The following is a 22,551-nucleotide window of genomic DNA, read 5'->3' as shown; positions in this document are numbered from 1 at the left end:
GAAACGTTGTAGAGACAGTAAATTTACGGTCTCTACATCCTACTTGGCTTCTCTTATGGCATATTTCTTACTCCTCATTTGATATAAAAGCCAAGGCGTAAATCCTTATAATCAGCCATTCTGGAATTGTATAAACCCACCTCTTCTTATACCTACCGTGTACACACAAGTCTCTAAAAGTAACTTTTCTTTTCTTTCTTTGCGCCTTTGCGTCCTTTGCGGTTATTTTTTTAACGAACCGCAAAGAACGCAAAGGCGCAAAGAGTAAGAGTTTAAGGGTCATAAAAAGATGTGTGTACACCGTAGCTTCTTATACAGGGCAGTGTATTATTCGCACTGACTTATGTACATTTCTATTTTCATAAGTTATAACTGACACACACAATATATTCAAACTTCAGCTAGTTATATTCCTTTCTAGCTAACTTTCTCATGCGACTAATTTGAATAATACTTACAAGGAGAGTAAATTTGGCTTTATCTAGCAAAATAAAAGATGAAATAAGTGAATATTTAAAAAGCCTCATACCCAGCGTTATAGCTTCTCTAAATAAACTTACCTTAAAAGAGATTCTTCATCAGAAAAATCCTTTGGTAAGAGAAATGTTCTACGATAATCCAAAAGAATTTATATCCTTTTTCGTCATGGAAAGAGTTGAACGTTCATTTGTTACTACTATGGGTAACGTTATCGAAAATATTGTTGAAATATTAGTCAAAAGTCAAGATGGTGAAATCGTAGGTACAAAAAAAGATTGGAAACCTTATGATTTAAAATTTCGTTTAAAAGACGGAAAAGAATACTGGTTAGAAATAAAATCAATACTCGAACAAAATAATAGTAATAAAAGAAGCATCACAACCTATAGAGAGAATGCTGCTAAACAAGAAAAAGAATTTCGCTTATGTATTTATTATCCAACTAAATTAACAAGTAAAGAAGAATATATTCTTATAGGTAAAGAATTTTGGAGTTTTGTTGGTGGAGATAATACCACACAGTCAGAAGTTTTTAAATTAATAAGAAACACTGCAAAAGACTTCTCATTCAAGGATTTAATTGAAAGTCGAACAAAACTTCTTCTTGAAGAGTATACGCTATTTATAAAACATACACATACTAAAAACGGGTAAAATCTAGACTTATGTCATACTGAACTTATGTCATGCTGAGGAACGAAGCATCTTAAAACTTGTCACTGATTTTAAAACTAAAAATGCGTTTTTAACGGCATCGTGAATAATGTGTAACTGTGGCATATTCTATTATAAATCAGAACTAATTATGTGTGGCAAGATTAAATTAAGACTAAGTTATCACGATGTACAACAGTTTCGGCGCCCTCGTATCCTAAAATCTCTCTAATTTCTCGTGAGTGGCGCCCACGAATTTTTTTCAATTCATTACTGCTGTAATTTACTAAACCCCGCGCGACTTCATTACCGTTACTGTCAAATATTCCTACAGCCTCTTGTGTCTCAAATTCACCCTCTACTACCGTAATTCCCGCAGCAAGTAGAGATTTTCCAGCACCAGAAATAGCAGTAACGGCGCCATTATCTAAATAAAGTTTACCAGATGGAATCAAACCGTAGGCTATCCAACGTTTACGCGCGACCGTTGGTTCTAATTGCGGTTCAAACTGCGTACCAATTGACTCACCATTAATAATTTTTTCAATATTTTGTGGGTATCTTCCTTGGGTAATCACAGTACGTACTCCTGCTGCTGTAGCAATTCGAGCCGCTGCAATTTTTGTTACCATTCCTCCCGTTCCCCACTGTGAACCTTGGGCACCTGTTTGAATTTGCATAGCTGTCAGTTCTTTTATACTGTTTACCAAAATAATTGGCTTTGCATCAGGAACTGAACGAGGGTCTGCGGAGTATAATCGATCTACATCAGTCAGCAAAAACAGCCAATTAGCTTCAACTAAGCTAGCAACAAGTGCAGAAAGAGTATCATTATCACCAAACTTCAATTCTTCAACAGCAACCGTATCGTTTTCATTCACGATAGGTATGACACCGAGTTCAAGTAACTCTCGAAAAGTATTGTAAATATTTAAATATCTACTGCGCTGTACCAAATCGCTACGAGTTAACAAAACTTGAGCTATTGGTTGTTGTAACACCGTAAAAAAATCATCATAAACCCGCATCAAACGTCCTTGTCCAACAGCAGCAACAGCTTGTTTGAGTGCAATACTTTTTGGACGTTCCGTTAAACCCAAACGCGCGCTTCCAACTCCTACGGCGCCACTTGAGACTAAGATAACTTTATGTCCTTTCGAGCGCAACTGCGAAAGTACTTCGGCTAACGTGGCAATAGTAGATAACGCCAATAGTCCTGTCTCAGGTTGAGTAAGACTAGAAGTTCCAATTTTAACGACCAAAGTCTGAGGCATTTTGGATTTTGGATTTTAGATTCCGGATTTTGGAAGATTTTATATTTTATATATTAAAGCGCCAAATCTTCTATCGTGAGGACTGGCGCTTTACAGGGCTTATAGTTATTTGCTATGCACTAGGGTATATATTTTGCTTACCCCATCTTATTAATTTTCATAATCCCTTATTTTTGTATGTAACGTAATTTTTTTAATTATTTTTTTAGATTTACTTCCTTCAAGATTTATTACGCTTTGTAAATCTTTTTTTCCTTGGGTTAATTGTAGCTCCTAGAATTTCAGAAGCCCACACCTCAAAGTTGCGAATAGGATGAGAGCGTAAGGCGACATCAGAATCAACCATAGGCTCAACAAGAATTGTAAACATCCCCAAACGATTACCAACTAGTACATCAGTAAACAATCTATCGCCCACCATACCAACTTGATTTACTGGCAAATCCATTTTTTGGAGAGCAGCACGCACTTTACGACGTGAAGGTTTAGCGGCGCCGTGGTAGTAAGGTAAATCTAAGGCCTGGGCTATAGTACTAATTCGAGTCTCGCTGATATTATTACTAACAAGCCATAGCGAAGCAACTCGCCGCACTTGTGCTACCCATTGTTGTAGTTCAGGTGAAGCAACAGCAGCCTTAAATGGTACTAACGTTTCGTCAACATCAAGTACCAGTCCTTTAAGTTGATACTGTTGAATAATCTCAGGGGTCAGGCTGAGTACAGAAGATTTCAGAATTAAATCGGGTTGTAGTAGTTTATTCCAAGTCATTATGAGTAGGGTGCGATCAGGCTATAACAATTGTGAAACAAAACCAGCAATCTAGTAGCGTCACGCACCAGCGAGCTGGGTCTGCACAATAATTAAGAATAGAAATAAGAATTATATCGGTGTAATGACTAAATTTACAATAGCCTCGGTGCGTGACGCTACTAGCTCATTATTTTTGTCTACGATTGTTATAGCCTGATCGCACCCTACTTCTGCCTTTCTCTACGAATTTTAGCAACAGCAGCTTCGTGTTCTTGAATGGTACGGCTAAAGACATGAGTACCATCATAGCGAGCAACAAAAAATAAATAATCTGTATTTTCTGGATTAAGAACAGCTTCTAATGCAGGCAAACCAGGCGCCGCTATTGGAGTTGGTGGTAAACCTGGAGTGGCATAAGTATTATACGGTGAAGGTTGTCTAACTTGCGCGAAAGTTAATGGTCTATCAGGAGTTTGGCGAATTCCAAAAGCATATTCGACTGTAGGGTCACTTTCTAATTTGATTCCTTTTTGTAACCGTGAAACAAACACACCAGCTATTCGGCGCCTTTCTTGTGGAACAACAGCTTCTTTTTCCACAATACTAGCTAACGTTACCCACTCTTTGAGGGTAAATTTAGTTTGTGCTTTTTTATAAACAGGTAATGCAGTCTGCTCAAAACGTTTGAGCATTATTTCGACAATATCACCAGGTCTTTTTTTCTCAGACGGAACTTGATAAGTATCAGGGTAAAGAAATCCTTCTAAAAAAGGAATATCAGTAGGTAACCAAGGAAATTGCTTACGGTCAACTTTACTAGCTGCGGCAAGAAAGCCGGAGGCAGAAAACCAGCCTTTTTCCTGAAAAAATTTCGCCATTTGCCTCAAAGACCAACCCTCTGGGATAGTAAAACTAGTTTGCACAACTTTACCATCTCGAATCGTTTCGGCGATTACATTCATTGGCTGATTTGCCGATAGTTCATAAGTTCCTGCCTGAAAATCGCCTTTTGGGTCTTGCCAATTCTTATATCTAGCTAGTAAACTCCAAGCCAAAGAAGACCGTATCAAACCAGCTTGTTCTAATTTAGTACCGATTTGTTGAGTTGCAGTTCCTTGAGGAATCTGAAAACGTTGGTGTTTCGCGGCATTAGATACAGGTGAAATAGCCCAACTCCACCAAAGCCAACTTGCACTTCCAAAAATAGCCAAGAATAAAGGCAGCAGGCTAATTATGAATAACCGCTGCCAACCTTTCTTTTGATAACTCATCATTAAATACGTGGAATTTATGATAAAAGGGAAGGGTACTTTCCCCTCCCCTATGTATTACTCAACTTCGTTAAATAATTGCTCTTCCAAAAGCGGTTGAACTTTACGAAACTCTTCGGGAGAAAGAAGTTCCGGTTTACCTGACTTTGTTAAGCGCGCGAAAAACAAAAGAGGGTCTAAAGGAGTATATATTGCGTATTCTTGCTCTTCTTTATAAAAAGTAGCGAGCAATTGTAACTGTTCAGGCTCCAAGTCCGCATCTTGATCTTCAATTTCGAGAGTAAAAAGTTCTGAATCTTCAACGGGAGGTAATTCACCAGCCGCAGTCAGCGCATACGCTGTATTCTTGAGCATTAAATTGTGTTCTGATAATACAGCTTGAGCATTAGCAAAAAGCTCATCAATTACGGCATCATCTTCGACTAAAATTGCTTCTTCTTCCTCATCGTCACCTTGCCAAGCAAAGATTTCTACGGGGGCATCGACTGGAAGAAGTAAAACATATTCTTGCCCTTCCACCGAAAGTGAATGCTCGACATAACATTCAAGCGTGCGTCCTTGCTCATCCGTCAAGGTTATGGAACCAGCTTGAGCTCTATCATTGTCTTCAGGAAATTGTGAGGAATACATAGCCGATATATGCAAATATATTAACTACCAGCAACTACAAAAACTGCTTAATTTTCTCTTAAACAGGTAATATAAATTAAATTGAGTCTAACTGGCTATCAAACTTCAGGATATCATGCATTGGGAGTAGGGCTACTTAAGATTCCTTCTCGCATCGAGCCACTGCTGTAAAATCAGTGCTGCGGCTTTTCGGTCTATCAAACCTTTATTGCGAGATGGAGAACGATTTTCAGCTAAAAGCATTTGTTCAGCTTGAAACGAAGTTAAACGCTCATCAACATATTCGATTGGCAACTTTAATATTTTGCTAATGCGATTAGCGAACTTTTGAACTTGTCGAGCCTGAAATCCTAATGTACCGTTCATATTGTAAGGCAAACCTACAACCAATACATTTACAGCGCGCGTTTTAACCAATTGACGCAATTGCTTGATGTCCTCCTCGAATCGAGAGCGTTCAATTGTAGTGATCCCCGTTGCAATCAATCCAGTTTGATCACAACCTGCAACACCAATACGCTTGCTACCGACATCTAGTCCCAAAGCAAAAACGTATTTCGACTGAGAAGGAGTAGATACGGTAGATATAGGGGGCAAGGAAGAGGGGTTATTTTCTTGCTCTTCCTTGTCTAAAATATCTTCCTTTTCTCTTTCCTGCTCATTTCCCACGTGACTGCTCCTGGTCAGCATCGCCTTCATTTATATTCGATGCTTCTACGCTACCGTTATTACAGAAAAAAGCAACCGAGTCTTTATTCGTATTCTTTTTGACAATGATATCACTAAGTGTTTTTTTACCTTGCTGTTCCCAAGACATTCCACCGGGTATTGGCTTGCGTGCGGGCTGTAAACCTTGCAATACTTCAGGAAGTTGAATACCTTCTAGCGAAACAAATTTTGATTCACGCACTTTATGCCATACTGAGCGGGACATAACTAGCGTGTGTTCAGTTCTATTTGCTCCGATTCTTTCTAAGTATTCTTCTCCTTCGGGTAAATAATCTGCTGAAGCTATGCGTAAAGCTTGCTTAGGAAAATCTTGAGAAATGCGTGCTAGCTGCGATAATAACTCTGGATACAGCCAAGTGTAGGCAGGATGTACCGTAAGTGTAGCAACGTGCGGTAAGTTTCCTTTACGGTCAACTGTGATTTGGAAATAACCAATTGCTGCTTTGCGAGATGGCTCAAACACGTATCCACTAACAACTTCAGTCTTACTTACCCACTGCTTGAGTGCGTCGGTTATCCCTTCAAATAAACCTGTTTTAAAATCACAAGTTTGACGGTCAAATACTTGCCGTACCAAAGGCGGCATCGATGCTGTATCTAATTGATACAATAACTGAGCATCAGCATTGCTTACAGGAAGTAAATTTGGTAAGTCTGGCTCTGACTGTGCCAAACCAGATAACAATTCCGGCGCCAATTCCCAATAAGTAATTTCCGCAAGACGCTGGAAGCCATTCCGACGGTATAACGCTAGCGCGTCTGCATCGTTTACATTTACTTCGAGTATCCAAGTGCGTGCTTCTAAAATTGACTCGAAGCAATAACGTAACAACTGCGAGCCAATGCTCAACCTATCGTTTCCCCGTTCCAACAGTACACGGTCTACACGCCAAGTACTGCGCGTGCGGTTAAATGGCGAGACTTGCACCATTCCTAACAGAGTGCGTCCCTGCTCAATAATGTAAGCACACAGACGGTATCTTAAAGGGTTCGGGAACCAACTTAAACACTTAAGTAATCCATACCAACGACGTAACCATAGCATTTGCTTGGCGCCATCACTCGCTCCTTGAGGTGTATTGGCAGAGAATGACTCGTAAGTCAAGCGTTCAATACCGTCCAAGTCCCGATACTGCACTGGTCGGATAACAACACTGAGGTTTTGAGGTAATAAAGAAGTCATTTTCATTCGAGCCGCTACACAGCCATAGATGAATGGTATGGAAATTCTACTTTTGTTGCATTAATTTTAACGGCTTTTAAGCACTTGGCGCCGAACCATAAGAGGTATTTATTAAACAATTAATGCTGAAAAAGCACACCTACGCTTGAACAACTCTAGCGTTGATCTAACTAGGTGCGCTTCTATTCTATTTTAACAAAAGTTAAAATTTATATTGATTTATATTGAAATTATGTTTCAGTTAGCCCAGACCACTTGACCTTGAGACCTGCTTCTCAAAAGTAGCTTGGGTTTGATGGAGCATTTGTTCTCGACTATCTTCAACTATTGACCTGAGATTTGGAACCAGATTACGAGCTTGTAGTGTCATATGAAACTGTAAATGAGCAACATATTCGCTGAAGTCCTCATTTACCGCGTCTTTGCCCCTTTTTAAATTTGATTCCGTCGTCACTTTGTTCTCCTTGATTATTAATCCCACTCAATTTTGATTAACATTATCAAAACTTATCACGTTGTTTCATATCTATATCTTACTTCGCAATAATCCGTAACGAAGGAATATAGAGTGCTGAGTGCTAAGTATAAAGTGCTGAGTAGTAATTCCTAACTCTTTACTCTTTACTCTTTACTCTTTACTCTTTACTCTTTACTCTTTACTCTTTACTCAGCACTCTTAACTGACTGTTGCTTTGCGCTCAAGTTTGCCCCAACCGACCATTGAACCCTTAATAGCGGTGATAGTAGATTTAATCGCAACATAGTACATTAGTTGTCGATAAAAGAAGCGTTGAGGTAATAACCAAATTAAAAGCTTCCAGTCTTCTTTACGTTCAAGGCAAAACGCAACAAGAGCAGCGAGCAAATCTACCGAAAGGAATAGACAATAGTACAAAATCACCTGCTGTAAGTTGTTGGAAGAATATTCAACTGGTTGTTGATGCTTTTGCCACATTGCCCAAGCTATTGAACCAACCATCATCACATCCATTAGCGGTGAGATCAAAGGGAATAAGATTTGAAATATAAAGACGTTAGGTATAGCAAACATTCCCAAGGCGCCATATTTTGGTCTAAACAAGGTGTCGCGGTGTTTCCATGCTGCTTGTAAAGTACCATACATCCAACGAAACCTTTGTTTGAGGAAACCCGTTACAGTGTCCGGCGCCTCTGTCAATGCGATTGCATTTTCCTCGTAGTCAATTTTATATCCCATTCGTAAAACAGCAAGGGTAAGGTCGGCATCTTCAGCTAAAGTATCGGTAGCATAACCCCCTGCTTGTAATATTAACTCTCGGCGCCATGCACCAATTGCACCAGGAACAACGCTGATACAGTTGAGTAGTCCAAACGCACGTCTTTCTAAATTTTGACTGGTGATATATTCGAGCGCTTGCCAGAAAGTTAATATATTGATGCGGTTGCCAACTTTCGCATTACCCGCAACGGCGCCTATTTTGGGATCAGCAAAGTGTCGCACAAGTTTCGCGATAGCGTTGGGACGGAGTATTGTGTCAGCATCCAGCGAAACTATAATTTCCGCATTACTGTGGCGTATACCATAATTTACTGCTTGCGCTTTACCACCATTAGCTTTGGTAAAAACATGAACTCGATGCTCGTGGGCGAAAGTTTCAACTACATCTTGGTAGGTATTATCAGTTGAACCATCATCAACGACAATAATATCAAAATTTGAGTAGCGCGAATGCAATATTGAGTTTATCGTTCGACAAATCACTTTTTCTTCGTTGTAAGCAGGCACAATGACACTAATACTGGGCGAGTAAGTTAACTTGTTTTTAGAATTGCCTCGACTCTTCCATTCGTACAGTGCTAGTGTTGCTACAAACAATAGCCGCATCATCGAAAGCCCAATACCAATGATAAATAGATAGTAAACAGTCTGGTTAAATCCATTCATCAATGAAAATGCAGTGCCATCAAACCTTGCCATCATCTGCTCGGAAGCAGGTATTTTCGGCATTACTTGGTCGCGTGTTAGACCAATCAAATCAGAAATTGTTACTAATTCAAAGTTCCGCTTGCGTAATTCTTCGATAATTTTGGGCAACGCTTCTACTGTTTGTGAGCGGTCACCACCACTATCGTGCAGTAACACTACATTTCCGACACCGCTCGTAGCTTGATCAATAATCGAATTGACTATCTTATCAACTCCAGGCGCCTGCCAATCATTCGGGTCAATTTGCATCCCGATTGTATAGTATCCAAGACGACCAGTATATCTTAATGGTGCCACTTGGTCGGGTGTTTCTGGCTCTACATCTTCTGCATATGGAGGTCGGAATAGTAATGTTTTAATACCAAGTTGCCCTTCTAACAAACGTTCGGTTGCATTAAGTTCCAACTTTAATTGCTTACGAGGAGTAATTGCAATATTTGGATGCGTGAACGTGTGATTACCAATTTCATGACCTTCGTTAACAAGACGATGGAGTAAATCAGAATTATTATTCGCGTTCAAACCAATTACAAAGAAAGTGGCTTTTGCCTTGTATTGCTTGAGTACATCTAAAATACCTGGAGTAAAACGTGGGTCGGGACCATCATCGAATGTCAGAGCTATTTTATTTTTACTACTACCCCAACGTGTTATTACATAGGAAGATGGATAAGACTTTAACTGCTCATCTAGTATCAAAGCTGATTTTTGGTCATAACTAACTTGTCGTTTACCATCTTTAGGTGTAGCAGTTACTTTCAGTACTTCTCCTTTTCCTTCGTAATCAATATCAAAGCCGTAGTGTAACGCTTCAAGACTTTTTGCTTTTTCTTGGTCGAGACGTGTACGCGCTTGAAATACAGACCAAATTGAAGGGTCTTCCGAACCCATACGCCATAGTGCAAAACCACGGGCGCCCAGATTTTGACCTTCGACAAGTTGATTAAAAGCAGTTACACCGTCAAGATACCAAACATGGTGCAAGCTATCTTTATCGTCGTAGTAATCGAATGTCGAGTTTAACGTGTCAGAATCAAATGTAATTTTTCCTTGGGACTCTTGTGCAATTTGAAGCGCATTTTGGAATGAAATTTCCTCACCTTCCGCGTTTACCTTCCAGTCATAGCCATAGTTCCCAATTGCAACAATAAATTTCTCCGCAGGTAATTCTTTAAAACGACGCTGTAAATGTTCTACATACCAATTTTGTGATGTGATTGCTCCTGCTTCACTCGTAGATTCGTGTTCGTCATACGCCATCAAAATTAGATAATCGTTAACCTGTGCCAGTTCTTTGTATTTGAACGATGGATTATCTAAGGGTACAGACTGTGACACCTCCAATCCTAAAGGATGAAACTTTTTATACAATTCACCCATAAATGTAATTAAATTTTGCTGGCTAGCTTCAGGGATATTTTCAAAGTCAATATTTATCCCAGCAAAATTATTCTTACGTACAGTCTTTAAAAGTTCTTCAACTAAGTTCTGTCGCGTTTCTGGTTGACTAAGCATCCCTGCTAATTTTTCTCCATTCCAACTTTGATTACTATTATCAAAGTTATTAATTAACGGCATTATTCGCAAATCGGGACGATTCTTCTTGATAAAATTTAAAGTACGCTGCTGTTTTACTTCATCATCAAGAGAAACTTTACCACCTTCTTCAAGGTGTAACCATTCAGGCATCAGCTTATCCAGCTTATTTATATTTTGCTTGAGCGATGTAAAGCTGTTATCGTCCCAGTTAACATAAAAACCGATAATTTCTGATGCACGCGCGGGTGATTGAGTATTTGCAGTTTTAATAAATTTACTACTGACTTTATTTTGTTCTGGGTGGTAAGTCACTTTATGACTTTTATGGATATTTAATTGGTTTTGTATAAATTTATGTACTTTGAAAATTTTCTGTGATGGCAACAAACTTAAAGCTGGTAGTTCTGGCTGAATAGCAACAGTAGCAAGCCAACATATAAAAATGACACTAAAAGTAATAATAGTAACTTGAGTAATCCGTTTAAACCAGCGCCAGCGGAAGTTATTTGCGTCATAGAATACTGGGCTTTTAGCTTTTTTAGACAAAATTAAGACTCCCTAAAGAAATCAATTAGAATATATTTTTACAAAGAATAAGGATTAATTTTTTAATTTAAAATTAACCTAAAATTAACGTGTTCAACAGTCAAAAATATTGAAAGATGACTACTTATGAATCTTAATCACGAGATATGACAAAAAAATAGCAATTACATGGCAATCTTATGACAAGTTTTTGCGTGTCTAATTTATAAAGCAATCCTAAAATCGCACGTTGTAGAGACGTGATTAATCACGTCTCTACCAAATCATATTTTTTTAGACATACATAACACTGCTATAAATATAATTTTCTATAATTTTCAAGAAGGCGCCCTTAGAAAACTCTTCTCTCTGTGCCCTCTGTGTCTCTCTGGTAAAAATAAATACTTAATAGTGACCGCACAGGCAAGATGCCTGTGCTACGTGTGTTTTAAATTAATGGTAAATAAAATTACCACTCCAGACGGAGTTATCTTGCCACCCGCAACGCACTAAAACTATTGATACACTAGGTTGAACACGCTTGAAGTTGAGGCATTCCACCCCATTGTTTGAATAATTTGGCGCCTTCGCGATTAATTTCAGCGACGGTTCTAGGTTTCCCATTGCCAGAGCCAGGGAAAAACACGTAAAATATTCCTTCTTTAATACCTCCATGTCTGGGACTTGAGGGAACACCAACAGCTTCAGCTAGTGCTATGGAACCTTCCCCAAACCTATATTCTTCAATACCACCTGCGAAAAATAAACTCGTATCAGCGAATATTGCGTAAACTAATTTGCTGTTGCTTGTATTGTAAACAGCAGCAAAATCTCCAAGTTTTATATTTGTAAGCTTTAAAAACTCCTCATTATTATTCTGAGGAAGAACTACATAAGGTATTTTACTCGAATTAACGTAACGCTTCGGTTCGGTTCGTTTTTTAGTTTCGTCATATAGGGCTGTAGCTGAAATATAATAACCTGGGTTCGGGTCGGACTTTGACTGCACAACAGGTTTTCCATTAGGTTTTCCATTATCTGTTACCAGTGCCCACCAGTTACCCGGTTCTCCAGCATGTTCTATTCCATCTATGCCTTTATTTTCTGGATGATATGCACTTGGCGCCCCATCTGCATCAATAGCCATCCCAGCTTTGAAGAAAAATCCGGGTTTATTTGCAAGTTTCCACACGGTATATTGACCATGCGTAAATACTTTTGATTGTGATGTACTTATTTTTGACTTAGCTTTTAATGCAATAACAGGAACTATTCCAGCACCAGCCAACGCGGAACTAACAAATAAACTTGCTTTTATCAGTTCTCTTCTTTTCATAAGGGTCGCCAAGTAGCAAACAGTACGCCCACCAAGTTAACACGTCAACTTCTTTATAACCACATAAATTTTTCTCTTTTCTTTGCGTTCTTTGTGTCCTTTGCGGTTTTTTAATTTAACCACGAAGACACAAAGGTCACGAAGTACTAATACTTAAGCAACAACTTCAACTTTCTCAGCTTTTACTGCTGGTACATAGGGTTTTTCGGCGCCTTGTGATAAGTACTCAGCTAGTTGTGCTTCAATTTGGTCGCGCACGATTTGACGGTATTCTAGGAAATGTTCGTTATGCGCGCAAGTTGAGAGGTAAAGGTCGAAGACTTTGGGATTGTGTTTCAAAATGCTGAATAAATGGTGCCAAAATTTCCAACGAGTTTCGCGCTTAATACCCTGGCGCCAAATGATAGTCAAGAAAGCTTTGATAACAATCAGTTCTGGCATTTTTGCTGGTGGTGTCCAACTGGGTCCACCCATCATCATAAAACAGCGGTAAGTTCTGTCCAGATATGCTACTGGGTCGTATAAAGCACAGAATGCTTCAACATATTCACGGGCTATTTCTTCTAATGGACGGGTAGCAACAAAATTCATTAATGTGGTTTGATTAATGTTTCCGTCTGTGTTTTCACGCAGGCGCCCTTCTCTACTCAAACGATGCCATAAAGCAGTGTTTGGTAGCGCTTGTAACATTGCAAATGTTGTAGAAGGAATTGCAGCTTGTTCTGCAAAACGAACGATACGCGAACCGGCGCCACTTTTTTCACCATCAAACCCAATAATAAACCCAGCCATCGGACGTAAACCAGTTCTAATAATGGTTTCGACGGCATCCGTTAAAGAACTACGGGTATTTTGAAATTTCTTGGTCATCTGCAAACTGTCTTCGTCGGGTGTTTCAATACCCAAAAATACAGCTTTGAACCCAGACTCAACCATTAGTTCCATTAATTCTTCGTCTTGAGCAAGGTCAATAGAAGCTTCTGTATCAAAAGTGAAAGGATAATTGTGTTCAGCCATCCAGGTTTTTAACTCTTTGAGCAACAACTTCACATTACGCTTGTTGCCAATAAAGTTATCATCTACCATGAAAACGCTACGGCGCCAACCTAACTCATAAAGACGGTCTAACTCCGCAAGTAACTGTTCTGGGGTCTTAGTACGGGGTTTACGACCGTAGAGAACAATAATGTCGCAAAATTCGCATTGGAAAGGACAACCGCGCGAAAACTGAACTGACATTGAGTCGTAAGCATCAAGCTCTAATAAGTCGAAGCGAGGTATTGGAGTACTTGTTACATCAGGTTTTTCAGTCGCGCGGAATATTCCTGACTTTTCACCTTTTTTTACAGCTTCCACAAACATAGGTAAGGTAATCTCACCTTCGTCTAAGATGAGAAAATCGGTGCCAACGTTTTGGACTTCATGTGGAACAGAAGTTGGATAAGGTCCACCAACAGCAACTAATTTACCACGCCGCTTCGCCTCTTTTATTTGGTCGAGTAAATCTTGTTTTTGAACAATCATCGCAGACAGAATTACAATATCTGCCCACTCCCACTCATCCTCAGACACAGCACGGATATTTCGGTCAACTAATTTAAATTCCCATTCCTGGGGTAAAATTGCAGCGACAGTTACTAAACCAAGCGGTGGTAGTAGAACTTTGCGGTTGACTAAATCTAAAATTTTCTCGTATGACCAAAATGTTTTAGGAAACACTGGATAGACAAGCAATACACGCATAAATTTCTACTCCTACCGCTTCATTTTTTTATATATCAATGTAAACTCACTTAATATATAGATGAGTTTTATCTGAATAAGTTTCACATCAACTTACGTGCGACAAAACTTAAAACCGGGTCTTTTTATCGATTTGCAGAAAAAACCAGATTTATTCATTTGGACGTATAAGTCCTTTCACATTAGCATTATTACTTAATTTTTTTGCTATCCTGCTATACTTTGCTGTATAAAATTTACTTTTCTACTCCGCTAAGTCTTAAAACATCACCCATCGTCCCACAGTAATTAGCCAAGCCAAAGCTTTTTGGACTCACAGCATTTTTATAGGAAAAATGGCGGTATTCCATACAAAATCTATCCCACGCTGCCATCTGAATGCGGAATAGCACGATAATTACGTTCGCTAAACCGAATGAAAGTGGAATACGAAATAGGATTTTTTTGCCTAGGTAAGCACAAAGTTCTTCTATAGCTTCGTTTGCGGTCATTCTAGCTTGTCCCAAAACAAATGACCGTGAAGTGCCTGTGCTAGGAGGATTATCGATAAGATGTTTAACAACGGTGGCAATATCCTGACCGTGGATAAAGTGGAAACTGCCATCTGCCTTTAAAAATCGAATGATATCTACATATTTAGTAACTTCGGGAATACCTGTGGTGAGGTGCGAGTAAGGTTTGCTCCCATCTCCACCCAAAACGAATGTGGGAAAGACAGTAGTAATTTTTGGTGCAATGGCAAGCTGAGATTTTTTCATCAAACAGTCGTACTTGGAACGTATATAGTCGGTTCCTATCTCACCTGCTTCTTTAAGTGGTTGATCATCACTACCCAAAACACTCGCTGTCGAAAAGTATATTACTTGTTCGCAGCGCTCTGAGTCCAGCATATTCATTAGCTCCAGCGTTTTTGTGACATTGATATTAAACGTATTATCACCACCCCATGCTGTTGCCGTTAAAACCGCTACATCAATAGTCTTCAGTAAATCAGAAAACTTCTCTATCTCCTGCATATCACCTTGTAGAACATTTACATTAGGACGAACATCAGTATTGACTTTTAATTTATTTGGATTTCTTACGAGTAAAAATAATTCATGTTCAGTTTCTTGGATTAACTGCTCGCTAATATAATGACCAACACACCCACTGGCGCCTGTAACTAAAATACGTTTAGACATAGATTTTGAATAAAAATCAAAATTAAATTTAGGTAGAAATGATATCGCACAGAAGAACAAAGACGCAAGTCCCGAATGTCTCACCACATTTCTCAAAGCCTATGCTGTGGGAAGTGTATCCAGGTTAATCTGCGTAATATATTAAGATTGAGAAATTATTGTAAAGTTCCGGAACGTAGAGAAAAATTCTCACTTGACCCTGCAATAAATTAGAGAGTTGAAGTTGTAGCACAGGCATCCTGCCTGTGCAGTAGTGTATTTTTATTTACCACAGAGGGCACAGAGGGCACAGAGGGCACAGAGTAGAGGGGCATCTTACCACCTGCAAAATATTGTATATTTAAGGTTAGCTATTAAATTAGTACTGGATAAAACATTTTTGGTACTGACTGTAATATGTTTATTAATAATAGCTTAATAGTATTATAAAAATACAGTATTGAAGGCGCCTATAAATCTTGTTTGTACCATAAAAAACGGTTTTTGTACCAAAAATGGTGCGAAATATAGTACTCTAGTACAGCGCCTGGAAGCAATCAAAATCGTTCTATTTATACAATTTTACAATACTTTAGTACTGCCGATGAGACAATTTTTGCAGCCAGTACCATTAAATAGGTACAAAAATGCAATAAAAAACGGTACGAGCAGGTTTTGAACGTACCATCATTGTACCACTGTATTTATTTGGCTGCACCAAACTTTTTTGATTATAGTTTCAAAAATTTATTTAACATTAACTTGTTTAATGATTGTGAATATCATTTATATTTATAGCATTTTTCAACCAAGTAAGGTACAAATGAAGTTGCTAAAACTATTGTGGAACGGTCATCCCTGCCCGTTATTGTGTACTTAATTTGAGTCAGAACCGCTATATCACTAAAAGCTAACAAATAAATCGTTATTTTTAAGTAGTGGTTCGTGTCATTAATTCTGGTAGGTTAGGCATCTCGCCTGACCTGACGCACATCTGGGACAGATATGCTACAACACACCAAAACTTTTGACACAGACCAGTAGACTAATCAAAATATAACTTCTGTGGTGCTACAAAAGTTCTTACGCTTATTGATTGTAGGTTGAGTTGGGTTCCGTTCCTCCACCCAACCTACAGTTAAGTTATGCACCAGAAGTTATACTGCGGTTAGGCTTAATTGCTTTGCTGTTTCAAAGAAGAATCTTACGTTGTCTTCTGGTGTCTCTGGTAAAACACCGTGACCTAGGTTGAGTATATGACCCCAGTTACCTGCTTTACGTACTGTGTCGTAAATGCGTTCGCGGATAAATTCTTTGGAACCAAATAGTACACCTGGGTCTAAATTTCCCTGCACTTTCATTGTTTTGCCAAGACGTTGACGCGCGTCTGCCATGTCTACCGTCCAGTCAACTGATATGATATCGGCACCTGATGTTGTCATTCGTTCCAGTACCCCAGCACTACCTGTGACTAAAAGAATTAATGGTGTGTCAGGATGTGTTTGCTTGACTTTTTCAAATACCATTTTTTGGTAGGGTTGTGCAAAAACTTCGTAGTCTTGAGGACTAAGTTGTCCTGCCCATGAGTCAAACATTTGCACTACTTGGGCACCGCAGTCTATTTGATAGCGAACGTAAGTAGCGATGGAATCAGCGAGTTTTTCCAGCAGTTGGTGTAGAATCGTGGGGTCGGAAAACGCCATATTCTTAATGACTGAGTAGGTTTTGGAACCCTTTCCTTCTACTGCATACGCAGCCAAAGTCCACGGGGCGCCGACAAATCCTAGTACAGTAGATTGAGTTCCAACTTCTTGGCGCAAAGCCTGTAGAATCGTTTTGATGAAAGGTAATGATTCTTCAGGGTTGAGAGGATGTAAGTTGTCTACTTGCTCGGCGGTGCGAATGGGTGCATGAATAATTGGCCCCTTTCCTTCTGCAATATCCATATCGATACCCAAACCTGGAAGTGGGGTAACAATATCAGAAAATAGAATCACACCATCGGGTTGAAATGCTCTCCAAGGTTGTAGAGAAACTTCGATAGCAACTTCGGGAATTTCCGACCGTTCGCGAAACGAAGGATACTTTTCTCGTAAATCGCGATAAGCTTTCATATACCTTCCAGCTTGTCGCATCATCCAAACAGGAGGACGGTCTACAACTTCGCCACGAGCAGCCCTTAATAAATGAGGCGTATTTGCGGAAATACCCATTAACACTTCATCCTATATCGCTTTTTTATTTCATTATTTAGCTTACCATTGTAGGTTGACAAAAACATAAACGAAAAAGCAGAATCAATAGAATGATTTTACTTATCATAAATTCTGACTTACAACATAATTTGTAATATTTTGTAACCATTAAATAAAATATCCAAGTCAATATTCGAGTTGATATTAAATTACGTTACAATTTACCCTTCTTGCGGACAGTCACGATTTGACAAGGTTTGGTTTGGTAATATTGTGTGACATAGCTGTACTGAGTTATGCTCTTTAATACTGCCCAATACTAGGGCTTGAGTCAGATTCGCTTTTGCAAAATTTGCATTTCTAAAGTCGGTTTTCTCTAAATTCGAGTGCGCTAAATTTGCTTTTGACAGGTTTGCATCGACTAGTAAAGCGCTTTTCAGGTTTGCTCCCTTTAAGTCAGCACCACTCAAGTCAGCGTTGCGAAGGTCTGCCCACTCTAAATTTGCATTTCTTAGATTTGCATTTCTCAAGTTAGCTCCTTGCAGGTCTGCTGAACGTAAGTTAACTTTTTCTAGGTTGGCGCCATTAAAGTTAACGCCTGATAACTTACATCCGAAGCACTTCCGATTTTCTTGAACATTGTGAATGTTCGCATCTTGTAGAATTTTATCACTTTCACTAATAAAAGGGATAGTTAAAGTAAACGATGCTGCAATTAGTAGACGTGCTATAACAATCATATTCCAATGTTATTTGCGTGCGTACAGTTTTGATGAATTTGTAGTTATAGATGTTTAAAAAATTAGGTTTGTTGATTGAATTTAAAGATAGTAATCATAATTTATTTATTATGATTACTTTAATTACCTACTCGAATAATTACATCATTATTCAGTTTGAGCCTTAAAGCAAGGGCTAGATAGATATAAAATTATGTTTATACCGTTCTATTCAACGTTTATTTCAACTATATATGGCGTTTATATAGTTCATAGAACTATTAAACCTATTACAAAAGATTCTTGACAACTCCATGAATAAATTGTAGGTTGGGTGAAGGCTTTGCGTTCACGTAGTGTTCCGTTATCCGTAAACGGAGTTTTCCCGCAGGGTAGGATATCCACTTATGGTAGGAAAACCTAATGTATATAATAATAAGAATATATAATAATAAATGTTGGGTTGCGCTGCGCTTCACCCAACCTACATACTAGATTATTTGAGCCATTTAAGATTTATTTACTTTATCAATGACCTCTTAATATATAAAGTACAGATAGTCCTCAATTTCAGTCTCGTAAAGTAAAATATTTGTTTCAGTTCCAACTCTTCCCATTTCCATTTGGAAAAAATAAGTCCATATCCCTAAGTAATATAGATTTGGGCTTTCTATTAGCGAATGCAAGTATAAAAAATACTAAGTACATGCCAATAATTGTGTAGTGGTGACGCACGCTAAGAATTTGCGTCTAAAGATAGTGTTCGCCTTATGCCAAAAGTGCCATATTCGTATGGATAACCTATAACAATGGCGTATATCCAAAAGTATAAGATGCCGTCGAAATCCCAAGTAAACGTCCTACTAGTCGATGACCACCCAGAAAACTTGCTGGCACTCGAAGGAATACTAGGAGGTCTAGGTCAAAATTTAGTGCGAGCAACATCTGGCGCACAAGCTTTGAAATGCCTGCTAAATCAGGATTTTGCCGTAATCTTATTGGATGTGCAAATGCCTGATATGGATGGTTTTGAGACTGCTGCTCTCATTCGTCAACGCGAACGCTCGCTTTATACACCAATCATATTTCTGACTGCGTTTAGCACAAGCGACAGTATGGTTGAGCGGGGTTACTCGTTAGGTGCAGTTGATTATTTGTTCAAGCCGATTCAACCAGAGATTTTAAAATCAAAGGTGGTCGCGTTTATAGATTTGTATGAGAAGAGTGCTAAGATAGAGCGCCAAGCCGCAGAACTCGCGGCAATCAATATTGAACTAAAAAGAAGCGAGGAAAAATTCCGAAGTTTAAGCGCTTGTTCTCCTATTGGAATTTTTCTTACTGACACAGACGGTTTTTGCACTTACTCAAACCCATATCATCAAAAAATCTTCGGTCTTGAAGAAGTTGATATATTGGGTGAAGGATGGGCACAAGTTATTCATGCAGACGACCGCGAACTAGTGTTGAATGGATGGCATGAAGTTGTACGCGCGGGTAAAGAGTATAGCAACGAGTTTAAGATTATTACACCTGATGGAACTGAGCGTTGGGTTTATGCTCACAGTACACCAATGTACTCAGATAGTGGTGATGTTATCGGTCATGTTGGTACTTTTGAAGATATTTCCGTGCGTAAAAAAGCCGAAGCTGAACATATTGAGTTAATACGCGCGCAAACAGCACGTACTGAAGCTGAGACAGCAAACCGTTTGAAAGATGAGTTTCTTGCAGTGTTATCGCACGAGCTTCGCACACCTCTCAACTCAATACTGGGATGGGCAAAACTGCTTCAGCGTCAAAAGTTTGATGAAAAGAGTGTCGCGCGGGGTTTAGAAATTGTTGAACGCAACGCGCTTTTGCAAACGCAGTTAATAAATGACATTTTGGATGTATCGCGAATAATGCGGGGTAAACTCCGTCTTAACTTGACTCCAGTTAACTTAGAATCTTTGGTACAGCAAACGGTAAATGCGGTACGTGTAGAAGCTGAAACGAAAAAGCTACATCTTGACTATATTATTGAACCTGTTCCAGTAGCATCACAAGAACCATATTCGGATATTTACAATTCTTCTTATGTCGTTACAGGTGATATTAATCGATTACAGCAGATAGTTGGTAATTTACTGAGCAACGCTCTCAAGTTTACTCCTGCTAACGGTAGTATTCAAGTCAAGTTATCGCACGAAGACAGTGGGTTAACTACACCAAGCGCAAAAATTGAAGTTTATGATACAGGAATTGGAATTGCTCCTGATTTTATTCCTCATGTTTTTGAACGTTTCCGCCAAGCTGATGGTAGCACAACTCGAAGTCATAATGGCTTAGGTTTAGGGTTAGCGATAGTACGCCATTTGGTAGAAATGCACGGTGGAAATGTTAGTGTTACGAGTAGTGGTGTCGGGCAAGGAGCAACATTCACTGTAAAATTACCTTTACGAACATCTCAACAAGGAGTGCAAGGAGAACAAACTGTTCAGCAAACCGCTTCGGCGCCTAGTAGTAAGCAAGATATTATTGAGATACATCCAATAGATACAACAAATATCAGAAATGTGGATTTTAGATTTAATCCAAAATCTAGAATTTTAGATATTTAGGGCGTAATTTAGAAAGTTGAGTATGGCTGCATCTTGCTTTTGTGTTTCTATAGCAGGTGCCTGATAAAATTGACCTGTTACCCAATTTTTATTGTCGTCTGGGGAAATATACTCTTGATTTTTTGCGTCATAGTATTTCCAGTAAGGTTCGTTTTGAATTTTAATGTAATCACTTTCTGTAAAGAGGTTGTGACACTGGGTAAAAGTCAACCAGTTATCTAATGTATTTTCCATCTTCACAGTTCTACCATCACGGAAATGAAAGTGTATATAATCTTGATTAGTTTGATAGTCAGTTACAAGTTTGGTAATTACACATTCGCTTTGACTTTGAATTACACGATATAGGAAAGTAAAAAATTTACCTTGTAATTCTGTGTCTTCGCACGATGCTAAAACTCTCCACTCATATGTGGGTGTTGATTTTTCTAAAAATGGCGTAATATTTATCGATGTATAACGGGGGTTTCTGACTATTATTGAAGCTTGACGTAAGACTTCATAAGGTGTTTTTGCAGAGGAAATTTCCAGTATTTTTTTGTAGTTGTATTCGTGTTGAACTGGTGCTATTCCATATGCAACACCAAGGGTAAACTCATATATTGCAGCATTTATATCATCGAGTAAATCAGAGTCCATAATCACACCGTGCTTGACCATATTAACCTTTTTTTGAATATATTCAAGTTTACTCAAGCCTTTTTTATAACGTGCTGTATGTTCTTCAACTTTACCTCCAAATGGCATTGCATAAATATTATTTTTTCTTGTGGGTGGTAAAATACTTTCTAAAACTTGTGAAATTGCGGCCGACACGGATGTAATATTAGCAAGGTGATTTATTATTTCTTCGGTTGTTTTGTATCTACTTCCAATTCCTACGTGTAAATGAACTCCTGAAGTTGTGGCAAAGTGAACTCCATTTTTCTTTAATGTAGACACAACAAAGTCATATATATCTATAATTTCTTCTATCGACTTGCACACAGGAAAACCAATTTCTTGACCGCTGTAGATTTTAAAACGAAACCGGGTATCGAGATTTTGTTTATAAAGGTTATCGTAATAGTCTATGTTTTCCTGATTTGTACCATGTACTGAACCATCAATTCCAACTTTCAATACATTATCACCTGGCGCCTCAACTAAATTTAAAGTTTCCAAACGATTAAATATAGCTAAAACAGTTTGTTCTATTTGATTATTGTTAGTATTATGTCTTATTTTTAATTGATTTTGTTTGAGTTTGATATAATCCCATGTACTTTTAATGTTTTGGAAAAAGTTACAAAATTTTAATTGCTGAGAATGAAGTAAATTTTGATTAATATTATCATGCTTGTATGCAGTCTTTAACATTGCTTGTTTATGCTTTTCAAAATCAATACGATTAAGTTTTGCTTGATATTTGCTATTTCCTGAATGGTAGAGGTTGGCATAATGATTTATTAAACCGACTGTTACCAACATTTGCATTAGTCGATTAAAATGCGGTTGACGTGTTATCACCCCACGATTTATCTTACTCAGATCATAAATTGGCTTTAACTTTTTAATAACCTCTGGTGCCAAACGGTACATTGGGAAATCAGTTAGCGGTAGAAACTCTAATTCTGCGCCACTTGTTACAAAATTTATTACATTTTCTTCTTGTATGAATTCGATGGATATTGTACGGGTAATATCGATGCTGATGACCATAAAAATTAATCGTGAGTATATATATCGCTGAATATATATTTAAGAAATAGTAAAGTCAAACTTTTATAATACATTCTTTATAAAGTTCTTAC

Annotated in this window: 16 protein-coding genes; 2 read left to right on the top strand and 14 right to left on the bottom strand. The window is 38.4% G+C overall.

The annotated features are described in order from the left end of the window. The first annotated feature begins 471 nt into the window (after positions 1 to 471). On the top strand, positions 472 to 1,134 hold the full coding sequence (locus AC2JBO_RS04480; protein ID WP_496952426.1) for a PmeII family type II restriction endonuclease: 663 nt from the start codon (positions 472 to 474) through the stop codon (positions 1,132 to 1,134). A gap of 164 nt (positions 1,135 to 1,298) precedes the next feature. Here the strand turns inward: AC2JBO_RS04480 and proB are convergent, their stop codons facing one another. The 13 genes from proB to AC2JBO_RS04415 form a co-directional block, all read right to left on the bottom strand. After that, positions 1,299 to 2,408 carry a glutamate 5-kinase gene (proB, locus tag AC2JBO_RS04475; protein ID WP_496952425.1) on the bottom strand — a complete coding sequence of 370 codons (1,110 nt, stop codon included), beginning with the start codon at positions 2,406 to 2,408 and terminating at the stop codon, positions 1,299 to 1,301. A gap of 220 nt (positions 2,409 to 2,628) precedes the next feature. Then, the gene (locus AC2JBO_RS04470) at positions 2,629 to 3,177 is read right to left on the bottom strand and encodes a YqeG family HAD IIIA-type phosphatase (RefSeq protein ID WP_496952424.1); all 549 of its coding nucleotides are present in this window, start codon (positions 3,175 to 3,177) and stop codon (positions 2,629 to 2,631) included. A gap of 206 nt (positions 3,178 to 3,383) precedes the next feature. Further along, positions 3,384 to 4,433, bottom strand: coding sequence for an endolytic transglycosylase MltG (gene mltG / locus AC2JBO_RS04465; protein ID WP_496952423.1), 1,050 nt, complete (start codon positions 4,431 to 4,433; stop codon positions 3,384 to 3,386). 54 nt (positions 4,434 to 4,487) lie between these two features. Then, positions 4,488 to 5,060: a DUF3727 domain-containing protein gene (locus AC2JBO_RS04460; protein ID WP_496952422.1), complete on the bottom strand. Its 573-nt coding sequence runs from the start codon at positions 5,058 to 5,060 to the stop codon at positions 4,488 to 4,490. 132 nt (positions 5,061 to 5,192) lie between these two features. Then, positions 5,193 to 5,750, bottom strand: a complete 558-nt coding sequence (gene ruvX / locus AC2JBO_RS04455; RefSeq protein ID WP_496952421.1) for a Holliday junction resolvase RuvX — start codon at positions 5,748 to 5,750, stop codon at positions 5,193 to 5,195. Continuing rightward, the gene (locus AC2JBO_RS04450; protein ID WP_496952420.1) at positions 5,719 to 6,972 is read right to left on the bottom strand and encodes a GNAT family N-acetyltransferase; all 1,254 of its coding nucleotides are present in this window, start codon (positions 6,970 to 6,972) and stop codon (positions 5,719 to 5,721) included. The genes ruvX and AC2JBO_RS04450 overlap by 32 nt, the downstream gene beginning before the upstream one ends. 241 nt (positions 6,973 to 7,213) lie before the next feature. Beyond that, a complete protein-coding gene (locus AC2JBO_RS04445; RefSeq protein WP_496952419.1) occupies positions 7,214 to 7,426 on the bottom strand; it encodes a hypothetical protein in 213 nt (70 codons plus the stop codon). Between the two features lie 222 nt (positions 7,427 to 7,648). Beyond that, positions 7,649 to 11,023 (bottom strand): trifunctional glycoside hydrolase family 18/polysaccharide deacetylase/glycosyltransferase family 2 protein, encoded by a 3,375-nt coding sequence (locus AC2JBO_RS04440; protein WP_496952418.1) that lies wholly within the window; start codon positions 11,021 to 11,023, stop codon positions 7,649 to 7,651. A gap of 505 nt (positions 11,024 to 11,528) precedes the next feature. Continuing rightward, positions 11,529 to 12,338 (bottom strand): glycoside hydrolase family 75 protein, encoded by an 810-nt coding sequence (locus tag AC2JBO_RS04435; protein ID WP_496952417.1) that lies wholly within the window; start codon positions 12,336 to 12,338, stop codon positions 11,529 to 11,531. 153 nt (positions 12,339 to 12,491) lie between these two features. Then, a complete protein-coding gene (locus AC2JBO_RS04430) occupies positions 12,492 to 14,081 on the bottom strand; it encodes a B12-binding domain-containing radical SAM protein (RefSeq protein ID WP_496952416.1) in 1,590 nt (529 codons plus the stop codon). A 236-nt stretch (positions 14,082 to 14,317) separates the two neighbouring features. Beyond that, the gene (locus AC2JBO_RS04425) at positions 14,318 to 15,265 is read right to left on the bottom strand and encodes an NAD-dependent epimerase/dehydratase family protein (RefSeq protein ID WP_496952415.1); all 948 of its coding nucleotides are present in this window, start codon (positions 15,263 to 15,265) and stop codon (positions 14,318 to 14,320) included. Between the two features lie 1,136 nt (positions 15,266 to 16,401). Beyond that, positions 16,402 to 17,457, bottom strand: coding sequence for a uroporphyrinogen decarboxylase (hemE, locus tag AC2JBO_RS04420; protein ID WP_496952414.1), 1,056 nt, complete (start codon positions 17,455 to 17,457; stop codon positions 16,402 to 16,404). Between the two features lie 203 nt (positions 17,458 to 17,660). Continuing rightward, positions 17,661 to 18,179, bottom strand: coding sequence for a pentapeptide repeat-containing protein (locus tag AC2JBO_RS04415; protein ID WP_496952413.1), 519 nt, complete (start codon positions 18,177 to 18,179; stop codon positions 17,661 to 17,663). A gap of 812 nt (positions 18,180 to 18,991) precedes the next feature. Between AC2JBO_RS04415 and AC2JBO_RS04410 the strand changes: the two genes are divergently transcribed. After that, positions 18,992 to 20,758: a hybrid sensor histidine kinase/response regulator gene (locus AC2JBO_RS04410; protein WP_496952412.1), complete on the top strand. Its 1,767-nt coding sequence runs from the start codon at positions 18,992 to 18,994 to the stop codon at positions 20,756 to 20,758. Here AC2JBO_RS04410 and AC2JBO_RS04405 read toward each other — a convergent pair. Next, positions 20,747 to 22,459: a hypothetical protein gene (locus AC2JBO_RS04405; protein ID WP_496952411.1), complete on the bottom strand. Its 1,713-nt coding sequence runs from the start codon at positions 22,457 to 22,459 to the stop codon at positions 20,747 to 20,749. The two genes, AC2JBO_RS04410 and AC2JBO_RS04405, sit on opposite strands and share 12 nt — an antisense overlap. Between the last annotated feature and the right edge of the window lie 92 nt (positions 22,460 to 22,551).

It is taken from the genome of Calothrix sp. CBUCES-K 9914 (assembly GCF_059640475.1).
Note: the sequence above shows the minus strand (reverse complement) of the source record. Positions and strands in the feature narration are given on the sequence as shown.

What these genes read in the sequence shown, in the direction of transcription:
- proB (WP_496952425.1), bottom strand. Translation starts at nt 2,408, where the DNA reads ATGCCTCAGACTTTGGTCGTTAAAATTGGAACTTCTAGTCTTACTCAA.
- AC2JBO_RS04470 (WP_496952424.1), bottom strand. Translation starts at nt 3,177, where the DNA reads ATGACTTGGAATAAACTACTACAACCCGATTTAATTCTGAAATCTTCT.
- mltG (WP_496952423.1), bottom strand. Translation starts at nt 4,433, where the DNA reads ATGATGAGTTATCAAAAGAAAGGTTGGCAGCGGTTATTCATAATTAGC.
- AC2JBO_RS04460 (WP_496952422.1), bottom strand. Translation starts at nt 5,060, where the DNA reads ATGTATTCCTCACAATTTCCTGAAGACAATGATAGAGCTCAAGCTGGT.
- ruvX (WP_496952421.1), bottom strand. Translation starts at nt 5,750, where the DNA reads ATGCTGACCAGGAGCAGTCACGTGGGAAATGAGCAGGAAAGAGAAAAG.
- AC2JBO_RS04450 (WP_496952420.1), bottom strand. Translation starts at nt 6,972, where the DNA reads ATGACTTCTTTATTACCTCAAAACCTCAGTGTTGTTATCCGACCAGTG.
- AC2JBO_RS04435 (WP_496952417.1), bottom strand. Translation starts at nt 12,338, where the DNA reads ATGAAAAGAAGAGAACTGATAAAAGCAAGTTTATTTGTTAGTTCCGCG.
- AC2JBO_RS04430 (WP_496952416.1), bottom strand. Translation starts at nt 14,081, where the DNA reads ATGCGTGTATTGCTTGTCTATCCAGTGTTTCCTAAAACATTTTGGTCA.
- AC2JBO_RS04425 (WP_496952415.1), bottom strand. Translation starts at nt 15,265, where the DNA reads ATGTCTAAACGTATTTTAGTTACAGGCGCCAGTGGGTGTGTTGGTCAT.
- hemE (WP_496952414.1), bottom strand. Translation starts at nt 17,457, where the DNA reads ATGGGTATTTCCGCAAATACGCCTCATTTATTAAGGGCTGCTCGTGGC.
- AC2JBO_RS04415 (WP_496952413.1), bottom strand. Translation starts at nt 18,179, where the DNA reads ATGATTGTTATAGCACGTCTACTAATTGCAGCATCGTTTACTTTAACT.
- AC2JBO_RS04410 (WP_496952412.1), top strand. Translation starts at nt 18,992, where the DNA reads ATGCCGTCGAAATCCCAAGTAAACGTCCTACTAGTCGATGACCACCCA.
- AC2JBO_RS04405 (WP_496952411.1), bottom strand. Translation starts at nt 22,459, where the DNA reads ATGGTCATCAGCATCGATATTACCCGTACAATATCCATCGAATTCATA.